The organism is Hymenobacter caeli, assembly GCF_013294115.1.
Classification (GTDB): Bacteria; Bacteroidota; Bacteroidia; order Cytophagales; family Hymenobacteraceae; genus Hymenobacter; species Hymenobacter caeli.
This window is the reverse complement of the sequence record NZ_JABSNP010000013.1, coordinates 13,224-32,498: the sequence shown is the minus strand read 5'-3', so window position 1 is coordinate 32,498 and position 19,275 is coordinate 13,224. Positions and strand designations below refer to the sequence as shown.

Sequence of the window (19,275 nt, the reverse complement as noted above, 5' to 3'; positions counted from 1 at the left end):
CCGTGGGACGTCCCGAATCCGGATGTGGGGCTATTCAGGCGCGAAATCGCGCGGGGCCACCCCGGCGAACTGCTTGAAAATCCGGTTAAACGTGGTTTTCGAGTTGAACCCGCTTTCCAGGGCGATGCCGAGCAGGGTGAGCCGCCGGGCGTCGGGGTGGGCCAGGCGGCGCTGCACTTCGGCCACCCGCAGCCCGTTCACCAGGTCGTTGAACGAGACGCCGCCGGCGTTGACGGTGAACGAAATCAGCTTCGGGGCCAGACCGGTGTGGGCCGACAGCTCGGCCAGCGTCAGCGTGGGGTTGAGGTAGAGCCGGTCGTCCTCCAGGGCCCGGCGGATGCGCTCGGCCACGGCCGCATCCGCCGGCGCGGGGGCGCGGGCCGGGGCGGGCTCCGGGTGGCCGGGTGCGGCGGCGCGGGCCGGAACGGGGGCGGCTGCGGGGGGAGAAATTGGGGCGGAGGGGCCCAGCAGCGGCGCAACTCCCGGGGCCCCAGCGGCTGGGGACCCGGCCGCTGTTTCTGCCGCCGAGGCTTGGAACGGCGCATCGGCCTCCGCCAGACGCCCGGCGGCGGGCGCTGCCAAATCATCTTCCTCCAGCGGGGCGGTGGGCTGGTCAATCTGGCGCAGCCCCACCACGCCGATGATGAACACCACCAGCCCCAGCAGCTCGGTCGAGTAGTCGTACTGATAATAGATGTCGAAGAATTCGCGCAGCACCACTTCCAGCAGCCACTGCCCGCTCACCACGGCCAGCAGCAGCAGCAGCCAGCGCAGCCAGCGCAGGCGCAGCTCCGAGACTTCCGAGAAATTATCGACCAGCCAGCCCTGGTACTGCCGCAGCAGGCGCAGGCTCAGCACCAGGTACACCATCAGCGAGGCCCAGGTGCCGATGAATTCCAGCCGGTAGGTGTAGGGCCGGTGCACGTGCTGCCAGAACCAGTTGCGCGCGGCGTAGGGCTGAAAGCGCAGCCACCAGTACAGGGCGGCCTGCGCCAGCACGGGCACAAAGTGCCCGCCGTAGCGCCGCCACTCCCACCGAAACCCCTGGCTGACCAGGCTGCGCACGTAGAAGTACAGCAGCGGCCCAAACGCCAGGGAGTAGTAGATGGGCGAAAAGTACAGCCCCGGCTCTTGCGCGTACAGCCCTGACACCCGGAAAAAGCCGTCGAGCAGCCACAGCGCAATAGCGGCCATCAGCAGGGCCAGGAAGCGGTTGGCGGGCTGGTTGCGGCGGGCGCTGGCCAGCAGCCCGGCCGCCAGCACGGCCTGGGCCACCACGGCCAGCAGCAGCACAACGAGGGGGGTAAAAAAAATCTGCACGCCCCAAAGAAACGGCCAGGCGGCCAGTTCTTTGCAGCGTGCAGAAAGGATAAAGGACGGGGGCCCTACTCGGTCATGCTCTGGGCGCGCCAAACGTTGTTACCGCGGTTCACGTCGGGCAGGATGTTAGTCGGGTTCAGCGTCACCTGCGTGAGGGGCGTGGTGGAGTTGTAGCGGAACGTCCAGGTGCCGCCGCGCTGCCAGATTTCGACGGGCAGGTGCACGGTGGTGGTTTTGCCGTTGGTTTCCTTCACCTCGGCCGTGACGGGCATGGCGGCCTGGCCGCGGTTCTCAATCGTGATGAGGGCCCCCTTGGCGGGATCCTGGTTCACGTAGGTCACGGTGGTCACGGCCTGGTCGAGCAGCCAGTTCTCGAAGAACCACTCGTGGTAGAACCACGTCAAATCCTCGCCGGCCACGTTGTTCATGGTCCGGAAGAAGTCGCGCGGTGTGGGATGCTTGAAGGCCCAGCGCTGGATGTAGCTGCGGAAGGCGTAGTCGAACCGCTCGGGGCCCAAAATCTCCTGGCGCAGCAAATACAGGCCATAGCCGGTTTTGCTGTACGCCGCGAAGCCCAGGTTGCGGGCCTGCGTCACGTCGGGCACGGTGTAGGGCACGTCGGCGTCGGGGGCCAGCAGGCCGTAGACGGCGAACGGCGCGGTGCGGCCCTCCACATCGGCCAAGTCTCTGTATTCGCCGTTGTTGAACGCCTTGGTGGACAAGAGGTTGATGAACGTGTTGAAGCCCTCGTCCATCCACGGGTACTTGCGCTCGTTCGAGCCCACAATCATCGGGAACCAGTTGTGGCCGAACTCGTGGTCGGTCACGCCCCAGAGGCCGCCTTTCTTCGCTTTCGCGCCGCAAAACACGATGCCCGGGTACTCCATGCCGCCCACGATGCCGGCCACGTTGGTGGCCGCGGGGTAGGTAAACTCGTACCACTGCTTCGAGTTGAATTCGATGCTCTTTTTCACGTACTCGGTGCTGCGGCTCCAAGCCGAGTCGCCGGCGGCTTCGGCCGGGTACAGCGACATGGCCAGCGACTTACGGCCGCTGGGCAGGTTCATTTTGGCGGCGTCCCAGGCGAAGGCGGCCGAGGCGGCCCAGGCCACGTCGCGCGCCCGCTGGCACTTGAAATGCCAGGTGAGGCGGCCGTTTTTGCCGCCGGGGCGCGAGCCGGCCTGCGTCACTTCCTCGGGGCCCCGCACAAGCACGGTTTTGTCGGAGGTGGCGGCCTGGGCCAGGCGCCGCTGCTGGGCGCCGGTGAGCACCTCGGCGCCGTTCACCAGCTCGCCCGAGCCGCCCACCAGGAAGCTGGCCGGCACGTTAATCGTGTAGTCGAAGTTGCCGTACTCGAGGTAAAACTCGGCCGTCAGGTAAGGCAAGGTGTTCCAGCCCTCCACGTCGTCGTACACGGCCATGCGCGGGTACCACTGCGCCACCTCGAACACCTCGCCGTTCTTGGTTTGGAGGCGGCCCAGGCGGTCCGACCCGTACTCGGGAATATTGAAGCCGTAGGCGATGCTGATTTTGAGCTTGTCGCCGTGCGGCTTCATGGCCTCGGGCAGGATAATCTGCATCCGCGTGTCGCTGACGCGGTAGTTGGCCTTCACCTTCTTGCCGTGCAGCTCAATGCTGACGGTTTGCAGCGAGTCGCCGCCCGGGAAGTTGCGCGCCGAGTTGCCGTTGCGGGCGCCGCCGTTGCCGAAGCGCCCGCCGGCCACGGGCGTCACGGCCGACCCGCGCGAGTCGCTTCGGAACAGGTTTTGGTCGAGCTGCAACCACACGAAAGGCAGCGCGTCGGGGCTGTTGTTGGTGTAGGTAATGGCGACCGTGGCGCTCACGCGGGCCGCTTTCTCGTCGAGCGAGGCAGCAATCTGGTAGTCGGCCGCGTTTTGCCAGTAGCTGGCCGCGGGCTGGCCGCCGGCCGTGCGCGTGGCGGGCCCCACCTGGTTGAGGTAGTCGGGCGAAAAGAGCACGCGCGCGTTATAGGGCGGCAGGTTGGCCGGCGGCTGCGGCAGCGGAATCTGGCGGGCGGGCGGCGGCTGGGTGGTCCGCGCGGGCTGAGCAGGCTGGGCCTGGGCGAGGGGCCCCAGCAGCAGCGCTGCGGCCAGCAACTTGGTAAAGGAAAGTTTTTTCATGAAATAGAACTAGGGCGAAAACGTCACCGCCAAAAGTAGCAGCCGGTGCTAAAAAATGGTTGTGCGGCCCACCGCTATTTTCGGCGTGGCCGGCCGAGGCTGGGCCCCCGGGCGGCCGTTCTTTGCGCCCATGACGACGACTTCCCAACCCCTGGCCCTGGCGGGCGTGCACCACATCGCCATCATCTGCGCGGATTACGCCGCGTCGAAGGCGTTTTACACCGAGGTACTGGGCCTCAAAATCATCCGCGAGGTGCACCGCCTTGCGCGCGCGTCCTATAAACTCGACCTGGCCGTGAACGGCCAGTACGTCATCGAGCTGTTTTCTTTCCCGAACCCGCCGCCGCGCCCCAGCCGGCCCGAGGCCCAGGGCCTGCGCCACCTGGCCTTCGCCGTGGCCGACCTGGACGAGGCCACGCAGCGGCTCGCCGCCCACGGCGTGGCCCACGAGCCCATCCGGGTCGATGAGTTCACGGACCGCCGCTTCACGTTTTTTGCCGACCCCGACGGGCTGCCGCTGGAGCTGTACGAGGCGTAGGCGCGGCGGCGTTCTTTGCGGGCGGAAGGCAAGCAGCTGGCGGCGCTACTCTTCCGCACGCGCGGCCGGTACTGGCACGCGCGGCCGGTACTGGGCCGAGCTGCTCACCGTGCGCGCCAACATGCTAAACGGGTAGTAATCGGCCGTGCGCCTGCTCAACCAGGAGCTGCAAGGGCTGCTGCTGGCGCGGGACGAACCGACATGGCAGATGGTTTTTAGCAGCCATAGGACTTACGCACTTTTAGCCCCAGCGGGGCGACCCATCGGTAGTAATACCCTGACTACTAGCAACAAAACCCCGTAGGGGCGACCCGAACGGCTACTACGGGGATGGGTCGCCCCTACGGAGCTTTAGCGTTCACTTACAGCTATTTACTACCGATGGGCCGCCCCGCTGGGGCTAAAAGTGCGTAAGTCCTAAGCCATTTACTCGCTGCCAGCTGGTAGTCAGCCTGCAACGCTGGTTGTAAGTACCCGTTACTAATCCAGTTTGGTGTAGAAGAACGTTATGCTGAGCTTGTCGGAACATGACCGTCTGTTTTAATATCAAGTATTTGCTAACGGATCTTAGAGCAGTTTTCAGGTTCGCGCAGGGCCCGGTCGGCCGGCTTTTCAGCCGGCCGACCGGTTAAGTAGCCGCCACTCGTTCTCCCCAACGATAATCGGTCCGCCGGCTGAAAAAGCCGGCGGACCGGCAGCAAACCGGCCGTGCATGGACCGGAAAACTGCGCTGGCTTACCACTGAACCACTGGCGACAAACAACTAAAAACTCAGGAGCCGCCCGCGGCCAGCAGCACGGCGGCGGCCCGGGTATGGCGCAGGTTGCGCCAGTAGAGCAGGCCGATGAGCAGCGCCAGGGCCCCCTCGGCCAGCACCGTGGCCTGCACGCCGATGCGCTCCGAGGCAGCGCCCACCAGCAGGCTGCCCAGCGGCAGCGCGGTGGTGTACACCAGCACGTAGAGGCTGATGACGCGCCCGCGCATGGCCGGCAACACGGTGGTTTGCAGCAGGGTAACGTTGATAGTGGTCTGGGCCATCATGCCGAACGCGCCCACCGCCAGGAAGGCCAGTGCCGGCCAAAACCACGGCGTGTAGGCAAACAGCAATAGCCCTACCCCTAGCACAAACGTGTTGATGGTCATGACCTTGCCGAGGCCAGCACTCGGCGGCAGCGACGTGAGGTACAGCGCCGCGCCAACCCCGCCCAGCCCGATGGCCCCGTCGAGCAGGCCGAAGGTGGTGGCCGTGCCCCGGAACACGTCCTTGGCGTAGACCGGCATGAGGGCCGTGAAGGGCAGCACCAGCAGGGCCATCAGCCCCACCGCGCTAATAATGAACCGGATGCCCGGCGTGTCGCGCACGTAGCGGAAGCCCTCCGCCAGCTCGCCCAGCAGGGCCTTGGGGTGCGGCGGGGCCACGTAGGCGGGCAGCCGCAGGGCCAGCAGCGACCCGATGACGGCCACGAAGCTGAGGGCGTTGAGGCCGAAGCAGGCGGCGGCCCCCAACTGCTCGATGGCAAAGCCCGCCACGGCCGGCCCCAGCAGCTTGCACAGGTTGAGCAGGGTGGAGTTGAGGGCCACCGCGTTGGGCACGTCCTGCTTGTCGTCCACCAGGTCGTACACCAGCGACTGCCGGGCGGGCACGTCGAAAGCGTTGATGATGCCCAGGCGCTCAGCCCGATGATGGCCCCCACCGCGTCGCGCTGCCAAAATACGGCCAGCGCCAGCAGCCCGGCCTGCACCAGCGAGAGCACCTGCGTGGCCAGCAGCACCCGGTAGCGCGCGTAGCGGTCGGACACGACGCCGCCGAGCAGCGAGAACAGCGCCGACGGGAACAGCGTGGCGAACACGCTCACGCCCAGCATGAACTTGGAGTGCGTCTGGGCGTACACCACCCAGCTCACCGCCGTTTTCTGCATCCAGGTGCCCAGCAGCGACAGGGCCTGGCCGCCGAAAAACAGGCGAAAGTTGCGGCTGCGAAACGCGCGTAGGGCCTCGTGCTTCATGGCCCAAAGGTGGGGCCAATTCGCGCCCCCGGCCCCGGGGCCCCGCCGCCACGGCCCGGCCCGCCCCGGGCGGCGCGGCCAACCCAAACCGGTTTTTGGGAGTTTATACGGGGGCTGCACTGGCAGCTTTTGCTTCTTCAATCCGCTTTATTCTCCCATGGCAAACCTTCGTGAACTGGGCCACTCCGGCCTGCACCTCGCCCCGCTCGTGCTGGGCGGCAACGTATTCGGCTGGACGGCCGACGAGAAAACTTCCTTCGCCGTGCTCGACGCCTTCGTGGCGGGCGGCGGCAACGCCATCGACACGGCCGACGTGTACTCGGCCTGGGTGCCCGGCCACGCGGGCGGCGGGCAGTCGGAAACCGTGCTGGGCAAGTGGCTGGCCCAGCGCGGCCGCCGCGACGACGTGCTGATTTTCACCAAAGTGGGCATGGACCTGGGCGATGGCAAAAACGGCCTGGCGAAAGCCCGCATCAAGCAGGCCGTGGAAGCCTCGCTCCAGCGGTTGCAGACCGACTACATCGACCTTTACCAGAGCCACAAAGACGACGAGAGCCTGCCCGTGACGGAGCCCCTCGAAGCCTACGCCGAGCTGCTGAAGGAAGGGAAAATCCGCGCCATCGGGGCCTCCAACTTCCAGCCCGCCCGCTTGCAAGCGGCCCTCGACGCGGCCCAGCACGGCCTGCCGCGCTACGAGAGCCTCCAGCCCGAATACAACCTCTACGCGCACGAAACCTTCGAGCACGACGACCTGCCCATCGTGCAGGCCAGCGGCATCGGCGTGATTCCGTACTTCGGCCTGGCCTCGGGCTTCCTCACCGGCAAATACCGTAGCGCGGCCGACCTGAAAAAGAGCCAGCGCGGCGACGGCATCGGCAAGAAGTACCTGAACGACAAAGGCTTCGCCATCCTCAAAGCCCTCGACGCCGTGGCCGGCCGCCACGCCGCCACCCCGGCCCAGGTGGCCCTGGCCTGGCTCATGCAGGCCCCCGGCATCACGGCCCCCATCGCCAGCGGCACCAGCCCCGGCCAGATAACCGAGCTGACCGAAGCCATGGAGCTGCGCCTGACCGCCGACGACGTGGCCGCGCTGCAAGCCGGCCAGCCGGCAGCGGTGTAGAACGCCTCCTTTACGAGCAATTTGTTGTGCCGCAAACAAGAACGTCATGCTGAGCTTGCCGAAGCATCTCTACCGCTCACTAAATCAATCGTTCAGCGAAGCGACAGAGATGCTTCGGCAAGCTCAGCATGACGTTCTTGTTTGCGGCACAACGTTTTTTCAATGCACTTCGGCGCCACCTGCTCAGCGTTCTTCGTCCCATCGTTTTCTTTCCACCATCCCCCACCCAATGGTTTATTCCAACACCCAGGTCAGGCTGGCCTCGCGCCCCACGGGCGTGCCCACGCCCGAGAATTTCACCATCGAAACCGCCGACGTACCGGCCTTGCAGGCGGGCCAGGTGCTGGTCAAAATCAGCTTTATTTCCCTCGACCCCGCCATGCGCGGCTGGATGAACCCCGGCAAAAGCTACATCCGCCCCATCGGCATCGGCGAGGTGTTCCGGGCCGGCACGGCCGGGCAAGTGGTGGAGTCGCAGAACCCGGCCTTTGCCGTGGGCGACTACGTGACCGGCAACCTCGGCGTGCAGCAATACGCCCTAGTGGGCCCCGGGGCCGCCGACCCCGCCAGCCCCGAGTACTTGCTCAAAGTGGATACGCAAATCGCCCCGCTCGAAGCCTACCTCGCCACCCTGGGCATGCCCGGCATGACGGCCTACTTCGGCCTGCTGAACACCGGCCAGCCCAAAGCGGGCGAAACCGTGGTGGTATCGGGCGCGGCCGGGGCGGTGGGCAGCGTGGTGGGCCAGGTGGCCAAGCTCAAGGGCTGCCGCGTGGTGGGCCTGGCCGGCGACCCGGAAAAAGTAGACTACTGCGTGCGCGAGCTGGGCTTCGACGCCTGCATCAACTACAAAACCGAGAACGTGCGCACCGCCCTGCGCGCCGCCTGCCCCGAGGGCATCGACGTGTACTTCGACAACGTGGGCGGCGAAATCCTGGACATGGTGCTGGAGCAGATTCGGCTGAAAGCGCGCATCGTCATCTGCGGGGCCATTTCGCAGTACAACAACACGACGCCCGTGCGGGGCCCCGGCAACTACCTTTCGCTGCTCGTGAACCGCGCCCGGATGGAGGGCATCGTGGTGTTCGACAACGCCGCCCACTACGGCGAGGCGGCCCGCGAAATGGCCGGCTGGATAAAAGAAGGCAAGCTGGTTTCACCCAAAGTGCAGGTCGAGCACGGCGTCGAAAACTTCCTGCCCGCGCTGCTCAAGCTGTTTTCGGGGCAGAACTTCGGCAAGCTGGTACTGGCCCCGTAGGGCCGTTGCCCAACGCAAAAAAAGCCCGGCGACGGTAACCGTCGCCGGGCTTTTTTGCGTTTTCAGGATTATTGCGCCACGTCCTCAAAAGTGTACGTCCGGGCCACTTCCAGGGGCTGGCCGTCGGCCTCGGCGTAGGGGTACACGAAGTAGTTGAGCAGGGGGCCGGCCTGCCTGGGCACCAGCGTGAGGTCGCGGCCGCGGGTGAACTCGACGCGGTTTTCGTCGTGGGCCCCGAAGAAGTAGGCGCGCTTGCCGGGGTCTTTGGCGGCCTCGGAGGCGTCGACGGGCACCCAGCCGGTTTCCTTGGTGAAGAACTCGGCCCAGCAGTGGTAGCCCTTGATTTCGCCCTTGCCGCGCTGGGCCGGCAGCGGCAGCCCGATGCTGAAGCGCGCCGGGATGCCCAGGGCCCGGCAGTAGCCAATCACGATGGCGTGGAAATCGGTGCAGTTGCCGCGCCGCGCGTCGCAGGCGTAGTAAATGTCGCCGCGGCCCCAGCCCTGGCCGGTTTTGTCGTAAGTCACGGTGCTCACCACGTGCTCGTAGATGGCGCGGGCCTGGGCCAAAGGCGTGGTGGCGTGGGCCTTATCCACGACATCCTGGGCCTGGGCCTTGATTTTGAAGTCGAGCGGCACGAGGCGGTCGGGGGCCAGCCAGCGGGCCTGGTTGGGGTCCAGGGCTTCGGTTTCGACGGGCGCTTTGTCGTCGGTGGCCCGCAGGTTCAGGTGCTCGCGCCGCGTGACGCGGGCCGTGAGGGTGACGGTGAGGGGCGCGGCGGCGGGCCGCAGGTGCAGGATTTTGTTGCCGTACAGGTCCGTTTCCACGGTGTAGGGCCCCGACGATTCAATTTTGAGGTCGGCCACGTCCTGGCTTTTGTCGGCGTGGGGCACGGGCATCCAGAAGTCCAGCACCTTAGTGCCGGTGGGCGGCGCGGGCACCGTGGCCCGGCAGGTGAGCAGAAAAGTGCGGCTGCGGGGGGCCGCACGGGGGGCCGGGGCCGCCGCGGTGAGCAGCGCAGTGGCGGCGAGCAGTAGGTGTTTCATGGCCGCAAAGTTACGCTTCGGCCCCGGCACGGGTTTGGCGGTGGGCCCAGCCGGGGTGCGGTGAACACATGGAAAGCACACGTTTCGCGCCTTCGCGCTTTGCCCGGCTGTTAGACCAGGGCCGGCTGCCCCCGAAGAGCTTCAGGCACGTGGCGGCCGCCCGGGCCCCGGCGCGCCCGGCTTGCTGCCCGGGCAATTCCATACCGAGTCTGACGCGGCGCAGTGCCCGGTGCGCCAACACGCAGCGGCCGGCCTGCGCGGCGGAACGGGCGGCGTAGCCGAAGGAATTTCATCCGTTTAGTTCGACCGTAGATAATTCTACGGTCAGATAATCAAAGGGCTTACGAAACAAGGGTAGCGATGCCCCCCGCGCCGCCGTACTATCTGCACGGGGCGCGGCCACGCGGCCACCGCCCTGTCTTTCAAACAACCCATATCCCATGCCAACCAAAAAAACATCCCCCAAGCGCGTGCTGGTCACCGGCGGCACCGGCAAGCTGGGCAAGGCCTGCGTGGCCGACCTGCAAGCCCACGGCTACGACGTGTTCGTGGTCGATACGGTGGCTCCCGCCAAGGGCGTCCCGCACATCATCGCCGATCTTTCCGATTTTGGCCAGACCCTGGACGCGCTGTCGTCGGTGGGCAACGAGATTCACGCCGGCGTAGGCAACCAGGCGTTCGACGCCATCGTGCACCTGGCGGCCTTCCCCACCCCGCGCCAGTACCCCGACGCGCACCTGTTCCAAAACAACCTCATGGGCACCTACAACGTGTTCGAGGCGGCGCGGCGGCTGGGCATTCACAACGTCATCTGGGCCAGCAGCGAAACCACCCTGGGCGAGCCCTTCGACGGGGCCGAGCCCTACGCGCCCGTGGACGAGGACTACCCCCTGCGGGCCAAAAGCGCCTACGCCCTGGCCAAGGTGCTGATGGAGGACATGGCCCGCCAGTTTTGCCTCCAAACGCCCGACATGAAGCTTATTGGCCTGCGCTTCAGCAACGTGATGGAGCCCGCCGACTACGCCAAGTTCCCGGCCTACAATGACGACCCCGAGGAGCGTAAGTGGAACATGTGGGCCTACATCGACGCCCGCGACGGCTCGCAAGCCATCCGCAGAGCCATCGAGCTAGAAGCTACCGGCATGCACGCCTTCATCATCGCCAACGCCGACACGGTGATGTCGAAATCGTCCACCGAGCTGATGAAGAATTTCCTGCCCCAGGTGCCGGTAAAAAAGGAGCTGGGCGAGCACGAAACCCTGCTTTCCATCGAAAAGGCGCGGCGGGTGCTGGGCTACGAGCCCGAGTTCAGTTGGCGGGAGGAGAAGTCGCGGTAATCGCCGCCCAAGGCCGGCGCGGGCTTGCCGAATTGCTTCGGTCCGGCTCGACACGTAAAAAAGGGGGCCCGTGCGGGGTCCCCTTTTTTACGTGTCGAGCCGGGCCTTGGGCTAATTAAACCTATACCGTCACGCTGTCCAGTCCTTTCTGCACGGCGGTGGCTTGCAGGTCGGGTACGGCTAGGCCTTCAGCGCGCACCACGGTCACGTCCGTCATGCCCAGGAAGCCGAGCACGGCCTTGAGGTAGGGCGCTACGAAATCGTAGGCGGCCGACGGGCCTTCCGAATAAACGCCGCCGCTCGACATGGCCACGTACACTTTTTTGCCGGTAATGAGGCCTTCGGGGCCGTTGGCGGTGTAGCGGAACGTGATGCCGGCGCGGGCGATGTGGTCAATCCAGGCCTTCAGCGTCGAGGGAATGCCGAAGTTGTAGAGCGGGGCCCCAATCACGATAACGTCGGCGTCCTTAATTTCCTGGATGGCGTCGTCGGAGTGCTTGGCGGCCGCTTGCTGCTCGGGCGTGCGGCTTTCGGCCGGCGTGAAGAAGGATTGCAGCTTGGCCTCTTCCAGGTGCGGGAAGGGGTGGGTAGCCAGGTCGTGCGTCGTCACGGTGCTGCCGGGGTGGGCGGCTTGCAGCTTTTCGATGATGCCGGTGGCGAGCTGGATGCTGGCCGAGGCCCCCTTGCGCGGGCTGGAGATGATGTGCAGAATGTTCACTTAAGAGAAAGGTTGTGGCCCGCGGGCCGGTGAAATGCAGGTAATGGTTGCGGCACTCAGCCCTTTACTGTGGCTGGCGTGCGACAAATGTACATACATTTCATGTACCGACATTGTTTTATAACAGCGGAGAATTATTTTCTTTTCATTACGCAGGGCCCCATTAGCCTGCGTTTCCCAGGGCGGCAGTATAGCAGGCCGCGCAGCACTCCGAAGCTGGTGCCGCCTGCGTATCTACTTAATGACCAACTCGGCATAGGTGAACGTGTTTCCCGGGCTTTTTCCCGTCCACATTTTCTTGCTCAACAAGAGCGTAGTGGGCGAAGTCCAACAGATGTCATCGGGTTCCCACATCGTGGGCTCCAGCGTCCAGACTTCCCGCCAGGCGCGGTTTTCAAAGCGGAAGAGGCGAATGCTGTTGGGGTAAACCGAGTATTCCAAGCCACTCGATGCCACGACAAAGCTTTTCGTGCCTGGTGCGTATTGCGGGGCCTCGTACAGCTCCAGTTGTTGGCCGTTTTTGTCGATTAGAAAAGTCTGCGTGCGCTCCCATAAATGCGCCGTGACGGTGTGGTAGCCGAATTGCGGCGTGTAGCCCGCGTACTCGAATTGGGCCTGGTCGTCATTATCTGTTCCCTGGCCCTTGTCCCGGTAGGTTCTTTGTCCCTTCGCCGTTGGAATCACAAGGCGCCCGCGCTCCTTCTTGAGCGGAAACGTGACGCGCGGCTGGGTCGCAACGCACCCTTTCTCCGCCTGCAAATAGGCCGATTTTGTTAACGCTTTGAACGTGACCCGCACGGCGGCCGGGCCGCTAGCTGGGGGCCCCGCGAGCAGCGGCAGCAGCAACAGAAATTGGAGTTTCACGAAATACTTGGGCTATGAGTACCCCGGCAAGATACTGGCGGCCGCATCTTTGCGCTTATGCTGCCCCGCGCCGTTGCTATCCAGTTGCCTTTCTGGCAAGACCCTCAAAGCCCGCTTGCACTCGCCATTAGCGTGGGTAGTAGTCGCTGCGAAGTTTTTTTTACTCTTTGGGACGAAGCAGGCAACGAACTACCCGACCATTTGGGAAAAATCATCTTTTCCGAATGCTGGGCCACCAGCACCGTCAGTACCGACTTGCTGCCCTACGCAGCGGAGCCACACGCCTTTACATCCTTCCTGCTAGAAGTACCCAATTCCGCGTGGCTGGCCGCTACCCGCGAACTGCGCGAACGGCACTACCACGGCTGGAAGCACTGGGACAAATTCAAGTATCACCGCCACTATGTGGTACAAGGCGGCGATGGCTATCTTGAAGTGCTGGCCTCTAGTTTTGCCGCTGGCTTGGCCTCGGCTGACGAGTGCCGCCGCTACGCCTTTTTACGGGAGTAACACCCAGCATGAGTGATGAAGGCTAGCGCCTACCGCATCTTTGTACCCATGCCCGACGCCGACGCCCCCCTGCCCTACCTCGTTTTTGATTTCGACAGCACGTTTACCCAGGTTGAAGGGCTGGATGAACTGGCCGACATTGCCCTGCAAGGGCAGCCCGACCAGGCCGAGCGGGTGGCCGCCATCAAGGCCCTCACCGACCAGGGCATGGCGGGCGAAATCGGGTTTCAGGAGTCGCTGGCGCAGCGGCTGGCGCTGCTGGGGGCCCACCGGCGGCACCTGGGGCCTTTGGTGGCGCGGCTGCACGGCAAGGTGAGCGAGAGCATCCGCCGCAACGGCGACTTTTTCCGGCAGCACGCCGAGCGCATCTACGTGGTGAGCAGCGGGTTTCGGGAATTCATCGAGCCAGTGGTGGCCGAGTTCGGCATTCCGGCCGGCCACGTGCTGGCCAACACGTTCACGTTTGACGACGCGGGCAACATCACCGGCTGCGACGCGGCCAACGTGCTGAGCCGCGACGGCGGCAAAATCCGCCAGCTCGTGCTGCTCGACCTGGCAGGGCCCGTGTACGTGGTGGGCGACGGCTACACCGACTACCAGATTCGGGAGGCCGGCCTGGCCCACCGCTTCTACGCCTACACCGAAAACGTGGTGCGCCCCACCGTGGTGGCCCGCGCCGACGAAGTGCTGCCCACGTTTGACGAGTTTTTGTACCAGCTGAAATTACCGATGACCCTTTCGTACCCCAAAAACCGCATCAAGGTGCTGCTGCTTGAAAACCCCGACGCCCGCGCCGCCGAGCTGTTTCGCCAGGAAGGCTACCAGGTGGAGGAAGTGAAGGGCGGCCTCGACGAGGACGAGCTGCTGGCCCGCATCGAGGGCGTGAGCATCCTGGGCATCCGGTCCAAAACGCAGGTCACGCAGCGCGTGCTCGACGCGGCCAACCGCCTCATCGGCATCGGGGCCTTCTGCATCGGCACCAACCAGATTGACCTGGCCGGGGCCATGAAAAAGGGCGTGGCCGTGTTCAACGCGCCCTTCAGCAACACCCGCTCGGTGGTGGAGCTGGCCCTGGGCGAAATCATCATGCTGGCCCGCCGCATCCCGGTGAAAAGCCCCAAGATGCACGCCGGCGAGTGGGACAAGTCGGCCGGCGGCTCGTTCGAGATTCGGGGCAAAACGCTGGGCATCATCGGCTACGGCAACATCGGCTCGCAGCTGAGCGTGGTGGCCGAGGCCGTGGGCATGAAGGTGGTGTACTACGACGTGGCCGAAAAGCTTCAGCTCGGCAACGCCGTGAAGTGCAAAACCCTGGAGGAATTATTGCCCCAGGCCGACGTGGTGACGCTGCACATCGACGGCCGCCCCGAGAACCAGGACTTCTTCGGGGCCCCGCACTTTGCCCTGATGAAGCCGGGGGCCCTGTTCCTCAACAACGCCCGCGGCCACGTCGTGGACGTGCCCGCCCTGGCCGCCGCCCTGCGCAGCGGCCACCTCGGCGGCGCGGCCGTGGACGTGTTTCCGCACGAGCCCAAAACCAACGCCGAGGCCTTCGAAAACGAGCTGCGCGGCCTGCCCAACGTGCTGCTCACGCCCCACATCGGCGGCAGCACGGCCGAGGCCCAGCGCAACATCGCCGAGTTCGTGCCCGAGCGCCTCATGGAGTACGTCAACACCGGCAACACCCAGCAGAGCGTCAACTTCCCCAACATCCAGCTGCCGGCGCAGCAGGCCCACCGCCTCATCCACATCCACGCCAACGTGCCCGGCGTGCTGGCCAACATCAACAACGTGCTGGCCCGCCACCACGTCAACATCCTGGGCCAGTACCTGAAAACCAACGAGCACATCGGCTACGTCATCACCGACATCAACCGCGAGTACGACCAGGACGTGATTCAGGCCCTGCGCGAAGTGGAGCACACCATCAAGTTCCGGGTGCTGTACTAAACCGCCGCGCCGCGCCGGTCGTTACCTTGCTCAAAACCCCTTCCGCCATGTCCCAGCTCACCATCACCCTCGACGACGACCTGCTGCAAGCCGCCCAGGACTACGCCCGCCGGCACGGCCAGGAGCTGGACAAGCTGGTGGCCGGGCTGCTGCAAGCCACCGTGCGGCCACTGGCTCAGCCGTTTCCGCAACAGCCAGCAGTTCTCACGCAACCTCTTTCACCGCGCATCCAACGCCTGTTTGGTGCCGTGCAGGTTCCGGCTGACTTTGACTATAGGAAAGCACTGGAAGAAGCCATTCAGGAACGCTACGGAATATGAATCGGCTTTTTGTAGACACTAACGTGTTGTTGAATTTTCTGATGCGGCGGGAGCCTTTTGCTGTTCCAATTGGCCGACAACCGAAAAATCTGGCTGTATTGCAGCAGCTTATCTTTCAGTCAAGCACATTATATACTTCGGAAGGTAGTGGGCTCCGCGGTAGCCCGTGAGCTCTTGCTGGATATTGCGGATATCGTGACAATCGTTGCAGTTGACTCGCGCAACGTAAACGATGCCCTACGCTCTTCACTCACTGATTTTGAAGACGCGCTGCAATACCATGCTGTAATTGCTGAAAACCCCGCCATCGAAGCCATCGTCACCCGCGACCCCAAAGGGTTTGCGGCCGGGGCCCTGCCCGTGCTCACGCCACCCGCCGCGCTGGCCGCCGTGCTTGGGTAGCTAGGCGGCCGGCAGCGGCGGGCTCACCAGTGCGGCGGGCGGCAGGGCAAGGGCTTGCTGGCAGGGCACTCGCCACAGCTCGGCCAGCAGCTGCATGCGCTGCGCGGCACCGGAACTTGCGCATGGCGTAGCCGATGGCCCGGCCGGCCCATTGGTCGATTCCTTGCGGAATCTGGAGCAGGTCGGCATCCGGGGCCCCGCGCAGCTGCGGCTGCCGGGCCAGCCGGTCGCCTTCTTCCAAATGCAGCCGGATGGCATGCACAGCCAGCGCAAAAAGCGTTTTGTCGCGGCGCAGCTGACGCATGCGGGAGCTGATCATAGCAGCTCGGGCAAGGCGAGTAATGGGGGCCGCAAAGGTAGCGGCCACCGCCCGGCAGGGCCCCACCGCGCGGCCAGGGCCGCCGCGCCCACCGCCGGGCGCAGGCTACAAGCACCGCGCAACCCATCAGCCAGCCCGGGGGCCGCCCTGGCTGGCCCGTTCCCTTCGCCGCGCCAAAAGGCCGGCCCGCTGTGCAGCGGGCCGGCCTTTTACGTTATAGTGCAAGCTGGCAGAAAGCAGCGAGCCGGTAAAGCTAAGCAATTGTAGATGAGTTGCTGCACAGCTTATTGCCGCACCACTTTTTGGGTGGTGGTGCCGGCGGCCGTGGCCAGGCGCAGCACGTAGAGGCCGGCGGGCAGGTTGGGCAGGCCGGGCAGGGCCTGGGGCGTGCCGCTCAGCTGCAACGCCTGGCGGTAGATGGGCTGGCCGGCGGCGGTGAGCAGCGTGGCCGTGGCCGCTACGGCCTCGGCGGCGCCGGGCAGGGCCACCGACAAGGTTTCGGCGAAGGGCGACGGGTAGGCCGTGGCCACGGGGGCCCCCAGGACGGGGGTGGTCCGCGCGATGGCCACCACGGGCGAGTAGGCCACGGTGCCGTCCAGGTCTTCCTGGCGCAGGCGGTAGTAGGCGGTGCCGGCGGCCAGGCCAGCGGCGTCGGCAAACTCGTAGCTGAGGGCGCTGCTGCTGCTGCCAGCGGCGGCCACGCTGCCCACGGCGGCAAACTCGGCGCCCGTGGCGCGCTCAATCACGAAGCGGGCGCTGTTTTTTTCCGAAGCGGTGGCCCAGCGCAGCAGGTTGGCGCGGGCCCCGGCCTGGCCGGTGAAGGATGTGAGCGTGACCGGCAGCGGGGCGGGCGTGGCCAGGGCCCCAGTGGCCAGCGTGGGCGCGGCGGCCGATTGCGTTTGCTCGTAGCGGAGCACGGTGCCGTTGGCGTTGCCCACGTACAGGTCGAGCAGGCCGTCGCCGTCGATGTCGGTAATGGCCGGGGCCGCGTAGCCCCCAATGCTGTTCACGCTGATGGCGGTGGTGCCGTTGGTGGTGAGGGTATTCACCGACCGGAATACCGCGGAATTAGCCCCCGATTGGGTGTAGAGCACGATGGTGCCGGCCTTGTTGCCGAGCAGCATGTCGAGGTAGCCGTCGCCGTCGTAATCGGTCAGCAAGGGCTTGTCCACGTCGCCGGCGTCGATGGCGGTGCCGTCGGCCAGCTTCATTTGCCCCAGGTTGCTAAACGTGAGCGAGTTGGCCGCCGTTTGCTCGTAGCGGCGCAGCGTGCCGTCGTTGCTGCCCACCAGCACGTCGAGCAGGCCGTCGTTGTCAAGGTCGGCCACCGTGGGCCGGGCGTACGAGCCGCCGTTGGGGGCGGCACTCGTAGCCGTGCCGAAGGGGTTGGCGAACAGTAGGGTCCGGTTGAAGCTTAGGGCGTTGGTGCCCGTAGCGGCCACCTGCTCGTAGCGCAGTATCCGGCCGGTTTCCTCGCCCACCAGCAGCTCCAGCAGGCCGTTGCCGTCGAGGTCGGTCAGGGTAGGCTTGGCGTAGTTGGTGCCGGTGCTGTTGATGTCGGACACGCGCAAGGTGGTGCCGTCGGCATTTTTCAGCAGCACGCTGGGGGTGGTGGTGGTGGTAAAAGCGGCCGAGTTGGCAGCCGACTGCTCGTACCACCGGATGGTGCCGTCGCCCTGGCCCAGCATCATGTCCACCAGGCCGTCGTTGTCGAGGTCGCCCATCGTCGGGGTCGAGTAGGTACCCGTGGCCGTGGCCACGTTGGCGGGGGCCGCCTGGGCCGCGTACTTCACGTCCGACGACACGCGGGTGATGCCCAGCTTGGTGGCCGTGAGGGCCGTGCCGGCGGCCGTGGTGAGGCGCATGCGGCCCGTGGCCGCGGCCGGGGGCACCACCACGTACACCGACCCAACGCCGGCCACCAGCAGCGTGCTGGAAATCTTCATCGCCTGCCCGTTAATCGTCACCGATTTGAGGTTGTTCAGGCCGCTACCGTTAATGGTAACCGTGGCGCCCGCCGCCGCCTGGGCGGGGGTGAAGCTGGAGATGGTTTGGGCCGCGGCGACCGCGGGCAACAGCGCGAGGCCGGCCAGGGCGGCGCGGCGAAGGTTAACAATTTTAGCAAAAACGGCGGGGCAGGCAAACGACATGACGGGGGATAAAAAAGCGGTTTAACTCAGCGTTAGAAATAGGGGGAGGCAATAATAAGCTCAACCCTAGCACCCTTTTAGCAGGCTGATTGAACGACACAAAATTACCCGGTGCCCCCCCCGGCCGGCTGCCGCGAGGGGCCCGGATGCCCCGTTTTTCGGCAGAAACCAGCGCCCGGGGCCACGAACGTCCGGTTTTTCCCGGCCGACGAAAAAGGCCGTTTTTAGGCCCTTCCGCGCCGCGCTGCACAATGCGTTGATGAAATTGAAATTTGGACAGGCGGCGCTCCTGACGCAGGTTCGGTACCGGAGTGCCCGGGTTGCGTCGTGCCTTTACCGCCACGTGTCTGGTTTGGAGTTGAAGCCCCCGGGGCGAGACCAAGCACGCGAAATCAATGAACCACCGTGCAGCGCAGCGTGCAACGTAGTCGAAGCACCCCTCCCGCAGCAGTAACCAAATTCATTGGATTAGTGGAACAGTGGAGGCACTTTCTAGTGGAGCACTAAAGACGCTGCGGCACTGTTCCGCATGGCGGTCAGAATAGTATTGGATTGACCTCCTGAACAGCCCCGCCGGCACGCTGCAACCAGGCGCCACCGTTCCAAAACCGCTGCAAACAGGGGCTGCGGTTGCGCCGGTACGCAGGCCCCCGCCCACCGGGCCCCGGGCGGGGAACACCGGCGGCCCCCAGCGCAAGGCCCGGCCACCACGCCCACGGCCCCCGGCCCCACCCTTCTGGGCGGGCCGGGGGCCGTGGGCGTGCTAATTCAGCGGGTGGACGAGCGGTTAGCGCACCGCGAACCTGCTAGCCGGGGTGATGGCCACGGCGGCCGAGTAGACCACGGTGCCGTCCCGGTTTTCCTGGCGCAGGCGGTAATAGTAGGCGGCCGGCGCGGCCACGTCGTCGAACCGGTAGGCGTGGCTGGCCCGGCTGGTACCCGCCGCTGCCACCGCCCCAATGGCTTCGAAAACAACGCCGTCGGCGGAACGCTCCACCACGAAGCGGGCGGTGCCGGCCTCCGAAGCCGTGGCCCAGCGCAGCAAGGCCCCGGGCGACGCGGCTAGGCCGCTGACGGCCGTGAACGTGAGGCGGGGCGCTGGCGCAGCCGCGGCAGGCATTGGAGTTGGGGCAAGTGCCGCGCCGTGGGCCGGGGCCGCGGACCACAACGCCAGGGCCACCAGGGCCGCTCGGCACAATTTCGCAACGGTGGGGGAAGAAGAGAACAACACGGACCAGATTAAAAAAAGTGGTGGTAACGGCTACAAGCGGCCTGCGCG

15 protein-coding genes and 1 pseudogene are annotated in these 19,275 nt (G+C 65.4%); 8 read left to right on the top strand and 8 right to left on the bottom strand.

All coding sequences use genetic code 11. The features are described from left to right. Positions 1 to 30: 30 nt before the first annotated feature. Entirely contained in the window at positions 31 to 1,320 is a 1,290-nt protein-coding gene (locus tag HNP98_RS22250) for a helix-turn-helix domain-containing protein (RefSeq protein WP_173810697.1), read from the bottom strand. 65 nt (positions 1,321 to 1,385) lie between these two features. Then, on the bottom strand, positions 1,386 to 3,461 hold the full coding sequence (locus HNP98_RS13945) for a M1 family metallopeptidase (RefSeq protein ID WP_173810696.1): 2,076 nt from the start codon (positions 3,459 to 3,461) through the stop codon (positions 1,386 to 1,388). A gap of 130 nt (positions 3,462 to 3,591) precedes the next feature. Here HNP98_RS13945 and gloA2 point away from each other — a divergent pair, with 130 nt between their 5' ends. Further along, the gene (gene gloA2 / locus HNP98_RS13940) at positions 3,592 to 3,999 is read left to right on the top strand and encodes an SMU1112c/YaeR family gloxylase I-like metalloprotein (RefSeq protein WP_173810695.1); all 408 of its coding nucleotides are present in this window, start codon (positions 3,592 to 3,594) and stop codon (positions 3,997 to 3,999) included. A gap of 771 nt (positions 4,000 to 4,770) precedes the next feature. On the opposite strand, the pseudogene HNP98_RS13935 reads toward gloA2, so the two are convergent. Then, a pseudogene (locus tag HNP98_RS13935) lies at positions 4,771 to 6,005 on the bottom strand (MFS transporter). Positions 6,006 to 6,162: 157 nt separating this feature from the next. On the opposite strand from HNP98_RS13935, the gene HNP98_RS13930 reads away from it, so the two are divergent. Both HNP98_RS13930 and HNP98_RS13925 read left to right on the top strand, forming a co-directional pair. After that, on the top strand, positions 6,163 to 7,125 hold the full coding sequence (locus HNP98_RS13930) for an aldo/keto reductase (RefSeq protein WP_173810693.1): 963 nt from the start codon (positions 6,163 to 6,165) through the stop codon (positions 7,123 to 7,125). 229 nt (positions 7,126 to 7,354) lie between these two features. Beyond that, positions 7,355 to 8,383, top strand: a complete 1,029-nt coding sequence (locus HNP98_RS13925; protein ID WP_173810692.1) for an NADP-dependent oxidoreductase — start codon at positions 7,355 to 7,357, stop codon at positions 8,381 to 8,383. Between the two features lie 68 nt (positions 8,384 to 8,451). Here HNP98_RS13925 and HNP98_RS13920 read toward each other — a convergent pair whose 3' ends face one another. Beyond that, complete coding sequence (locus HNP98_RS13920) at positions 8,452 to 9,426, bottom strand: transglutaminase-like domain-containing protein (protein ID WP_173810691.1); 975 nt, start codon at positions 9,424 to 9,426, stop codon at positions 8,452 to 8,454. A 440-nt stretch (positions 9,427 to 9,866) separates the two neighbouring features. On the opposite strand from HNP98_RS13920, the gene HNP98_RS13915 reads away from it, so the two are divergent. Then, the gene (locus tag HNP98_RS13915) at positions 9,867 to 10,763 is read left to right on the top strand and encodes an NAD-dependent epimerase/dehydratase family protein (RefSeq protein ID WP_173810690.1); all 897 of its coding nucleotides are present in this window, start codon (positions 9,867 to 9,869) and stop codon (positions 10,761 to 10,763) included. Positions 10,764 to 10,884: 121 nt separating this feature from the next. Here HNP98_RS13915 and HNP98_RS13910 read toward each other — a convergent pair whose 3' ends face one another. Together HNP98_RS13910 and HNP98_RS13905 are read right to left on the bottom strand one after the other, a co-directional pair. Further along, complete coding sequence (locus HNP98_RS13910) at positions 10,885 to 11,481, bottom strand: FMN-dependent NADH-azoreductase (RefSeq protein WP_173810689.1); 597 nt, start codon at positions 11,479 to 11,481, stop codon at positions 10,885 to 10,887. Positions 11,482 to 11,715: 234 nt separating this feature from the next. After that, positions 11,716 to 12,345 (bottom strand): hypothetical protein, encoded by a 630-nt coding sequence (locus HNP98_RS13905; protein WP_173810688.1) that lies wholly within the window; start codon positions 12,343 to 12,345, stop codon positions 11,716 to 11,718. Positions 12,346 to 12,402: 57 nt separating this feature from the next. On the opposite strand from HNP98_RS13905, the gene HNP98_RS13900 reads away from it, so the two are divergent. The 4 genes from HNP98_RS13900 to HNP98_RS22455 are packed head-to-tail and all read left to right on the top strand — an operon-like array spanning position 12,403 to position 15,527. Continuing rightward, positions 12,403 to 12,855: a hypothetical protein gene (locus tag HNP98_RS13900; RefSeq protein ID WP_173810687.1), complete on the top strand. Its 453-nt coding sequence runs from the start codon at positions 12,403 to 12,405 to the stop codon at positions 12,853 to 12,855. Between the two features lie 48 nt (positions 12,856 to 12,903). Further along, positions 12,904 to 14,805 (top strand): phosphoglycerate dehydrogenase, encoded by a 1,902-nt coding sequence (gene serA, locus HNP98_RS13895; protein WP_173810686.1) that lies wholly within the window; start codon positions 12,904 to 12,906, stop codon positions 14,803 to 14,805. 47 nt (positions 14,806 to 14,852) lie between these two features. Next, positions 14,853 to 15,125 carry a DUF6364 family protein gene (locus tag HNP98_RS13890; protein WP_173810685.1) on the top strand — a complete coding sequence of 91 codons (273 nt, stop codon included), beginning with the start codon at positions 14,853 to 14,855 and terminating at the stop codon, positions 15,123 to 15,125. A 57-nt stretch (positions 15,126 to 15,182) separates the two neighbouring features. Further along, on the top strand, positions 15,183 to 15,527 hold the full coding sequence (locus HNP98_RS22455) for a PIN domain-containing protein (RefSeq protein ID WP_394368141.1): 345 nt from the start codon (positions 15,183 to 15,185) through the stop codon (positions 15,525 to 15,527). Between the two features lie 603 nt (positions 15,528 to 16,130). On the opposite strand, the gene HNP98_RS13880 is transcribed toward HNP98_RS22455, so the two are convergent. Together HNP98_RS13880 and HNP98_RS13875 are read right to left on the bottom strand one after the other, a co-directional pair. Continuing rightward, on the bottom strand, positions 16,131 to 17,996 hold the full coding sequence (locus HNP98_RS13880; RefSeq protein ID WP_173810683.1) for an FG-GAP repeat domain-containing protein: 1,866 nt from the start codon (positions 17,994 to 17,996) through the stop codon (positions 16,131 to 16,133). Positions 17,997 to 18,783: 787 nt separating this feature from the next. Then, positions 18,784 to 19,116 carry a hypothetical protein gene (locus tag HNP98_RS13875; protein ID WP_173810682.1) on the bottom strand — a complete coding sequence of 111 codons (333 nt, stop codon included), beginning with the start codon at positions 19,114 to 19,116 and terminating at the stop codon, positions 18,784 to 18,786. Between the last annotated feature and the right edge of the window lie 159 nt (positions 19,117 to 19,275).

What these genes read in the sequence shown, in the direction of transcription:
- HNP98_RS13890 (WP_173810685.1), top strand. Translation starts at nt 14,853, where the DNA reads ATGTCCCAGCTCACCATCACCCTCGACGACGACCTGCTGCAAGCCGCC.
- serA (WP_173810686.1), top strand. Translation starts at nt 12,904, where the DNA reads ATGCCCGACGCCGACGCCCCCCTGCCCTACCTCGTTTTTGATTTCGAC.
- HNP98_RS13915 (WP_173810690.1), top strand. Translation starts at nt 9,867, where the DNA reads ATGCCAACCAAAAAAACATCCCCCAAGCGCGTGCTGGTCACCGGCGGC.
- HNP98_RS13945 (WP_173810696.1), bottom strand. Translation starts at nt 3,461, where the DNA reads ATGAAAAAACTTTCCTTTACCAAGTTGCTGGCCGCAGCGCTGCTGCTG.
- HNP98_RS13875 (WP_173810682.1), bottom strand. Translation starts at nt 19,116, where the DNA reads ATGCCTGCCGCGGCTGCGCCAGCGCCCCGCCTCACGTTCACGGCCGTC.
- HNP98_RS13920 (WP_173810691.1), bottom strand. Translation starts at nt 9,426, where the DNA reads ATGAAACACCTACTGCTCGCCGCCACTGCGCTGCTCACCGCGGCGGCC.
- gloA2 (WP_173810695.1), top strand. Translation starts at nt 3,592, where the DNA reads ATGACGACGACTTCCCAACCCCTGGCCCTGGCGGGCGTGCACCACATC.
- HNP98_RS13930 (WP_173810693.1), top strand. Translation starts at nt 6,163, where the DNA reads ATGGCAAACCTTCGTGAACTGGGCCACTCCGGCCTGCACCTCGCCCCG.
- HNP98_RS13880 (WP_173810683.1), bottom strand. Translation starts at nt 17,996, where the DNA reads ATGTCGTTTGCCTGCCCCGCCGTTTTTGCTAAAATTGTTAACCTTCGC.
- HNP98_RS13925 (WP_173810692.1), top strand. Translation starts at nt 7,355, where the DNA reads ATGGTTTATTCCAACACCCAGGTCAGGCTGGCCTCGCGCCCCACGGGC.
- HNP98_RS13900 (WP_173810687.1), top strand. Translation starts at nt 12,403, where the DNA reads ATGCTGCCCCGCGCCGTTGCTATCCAGTTGCCTTTCTGGCAAGACCCT.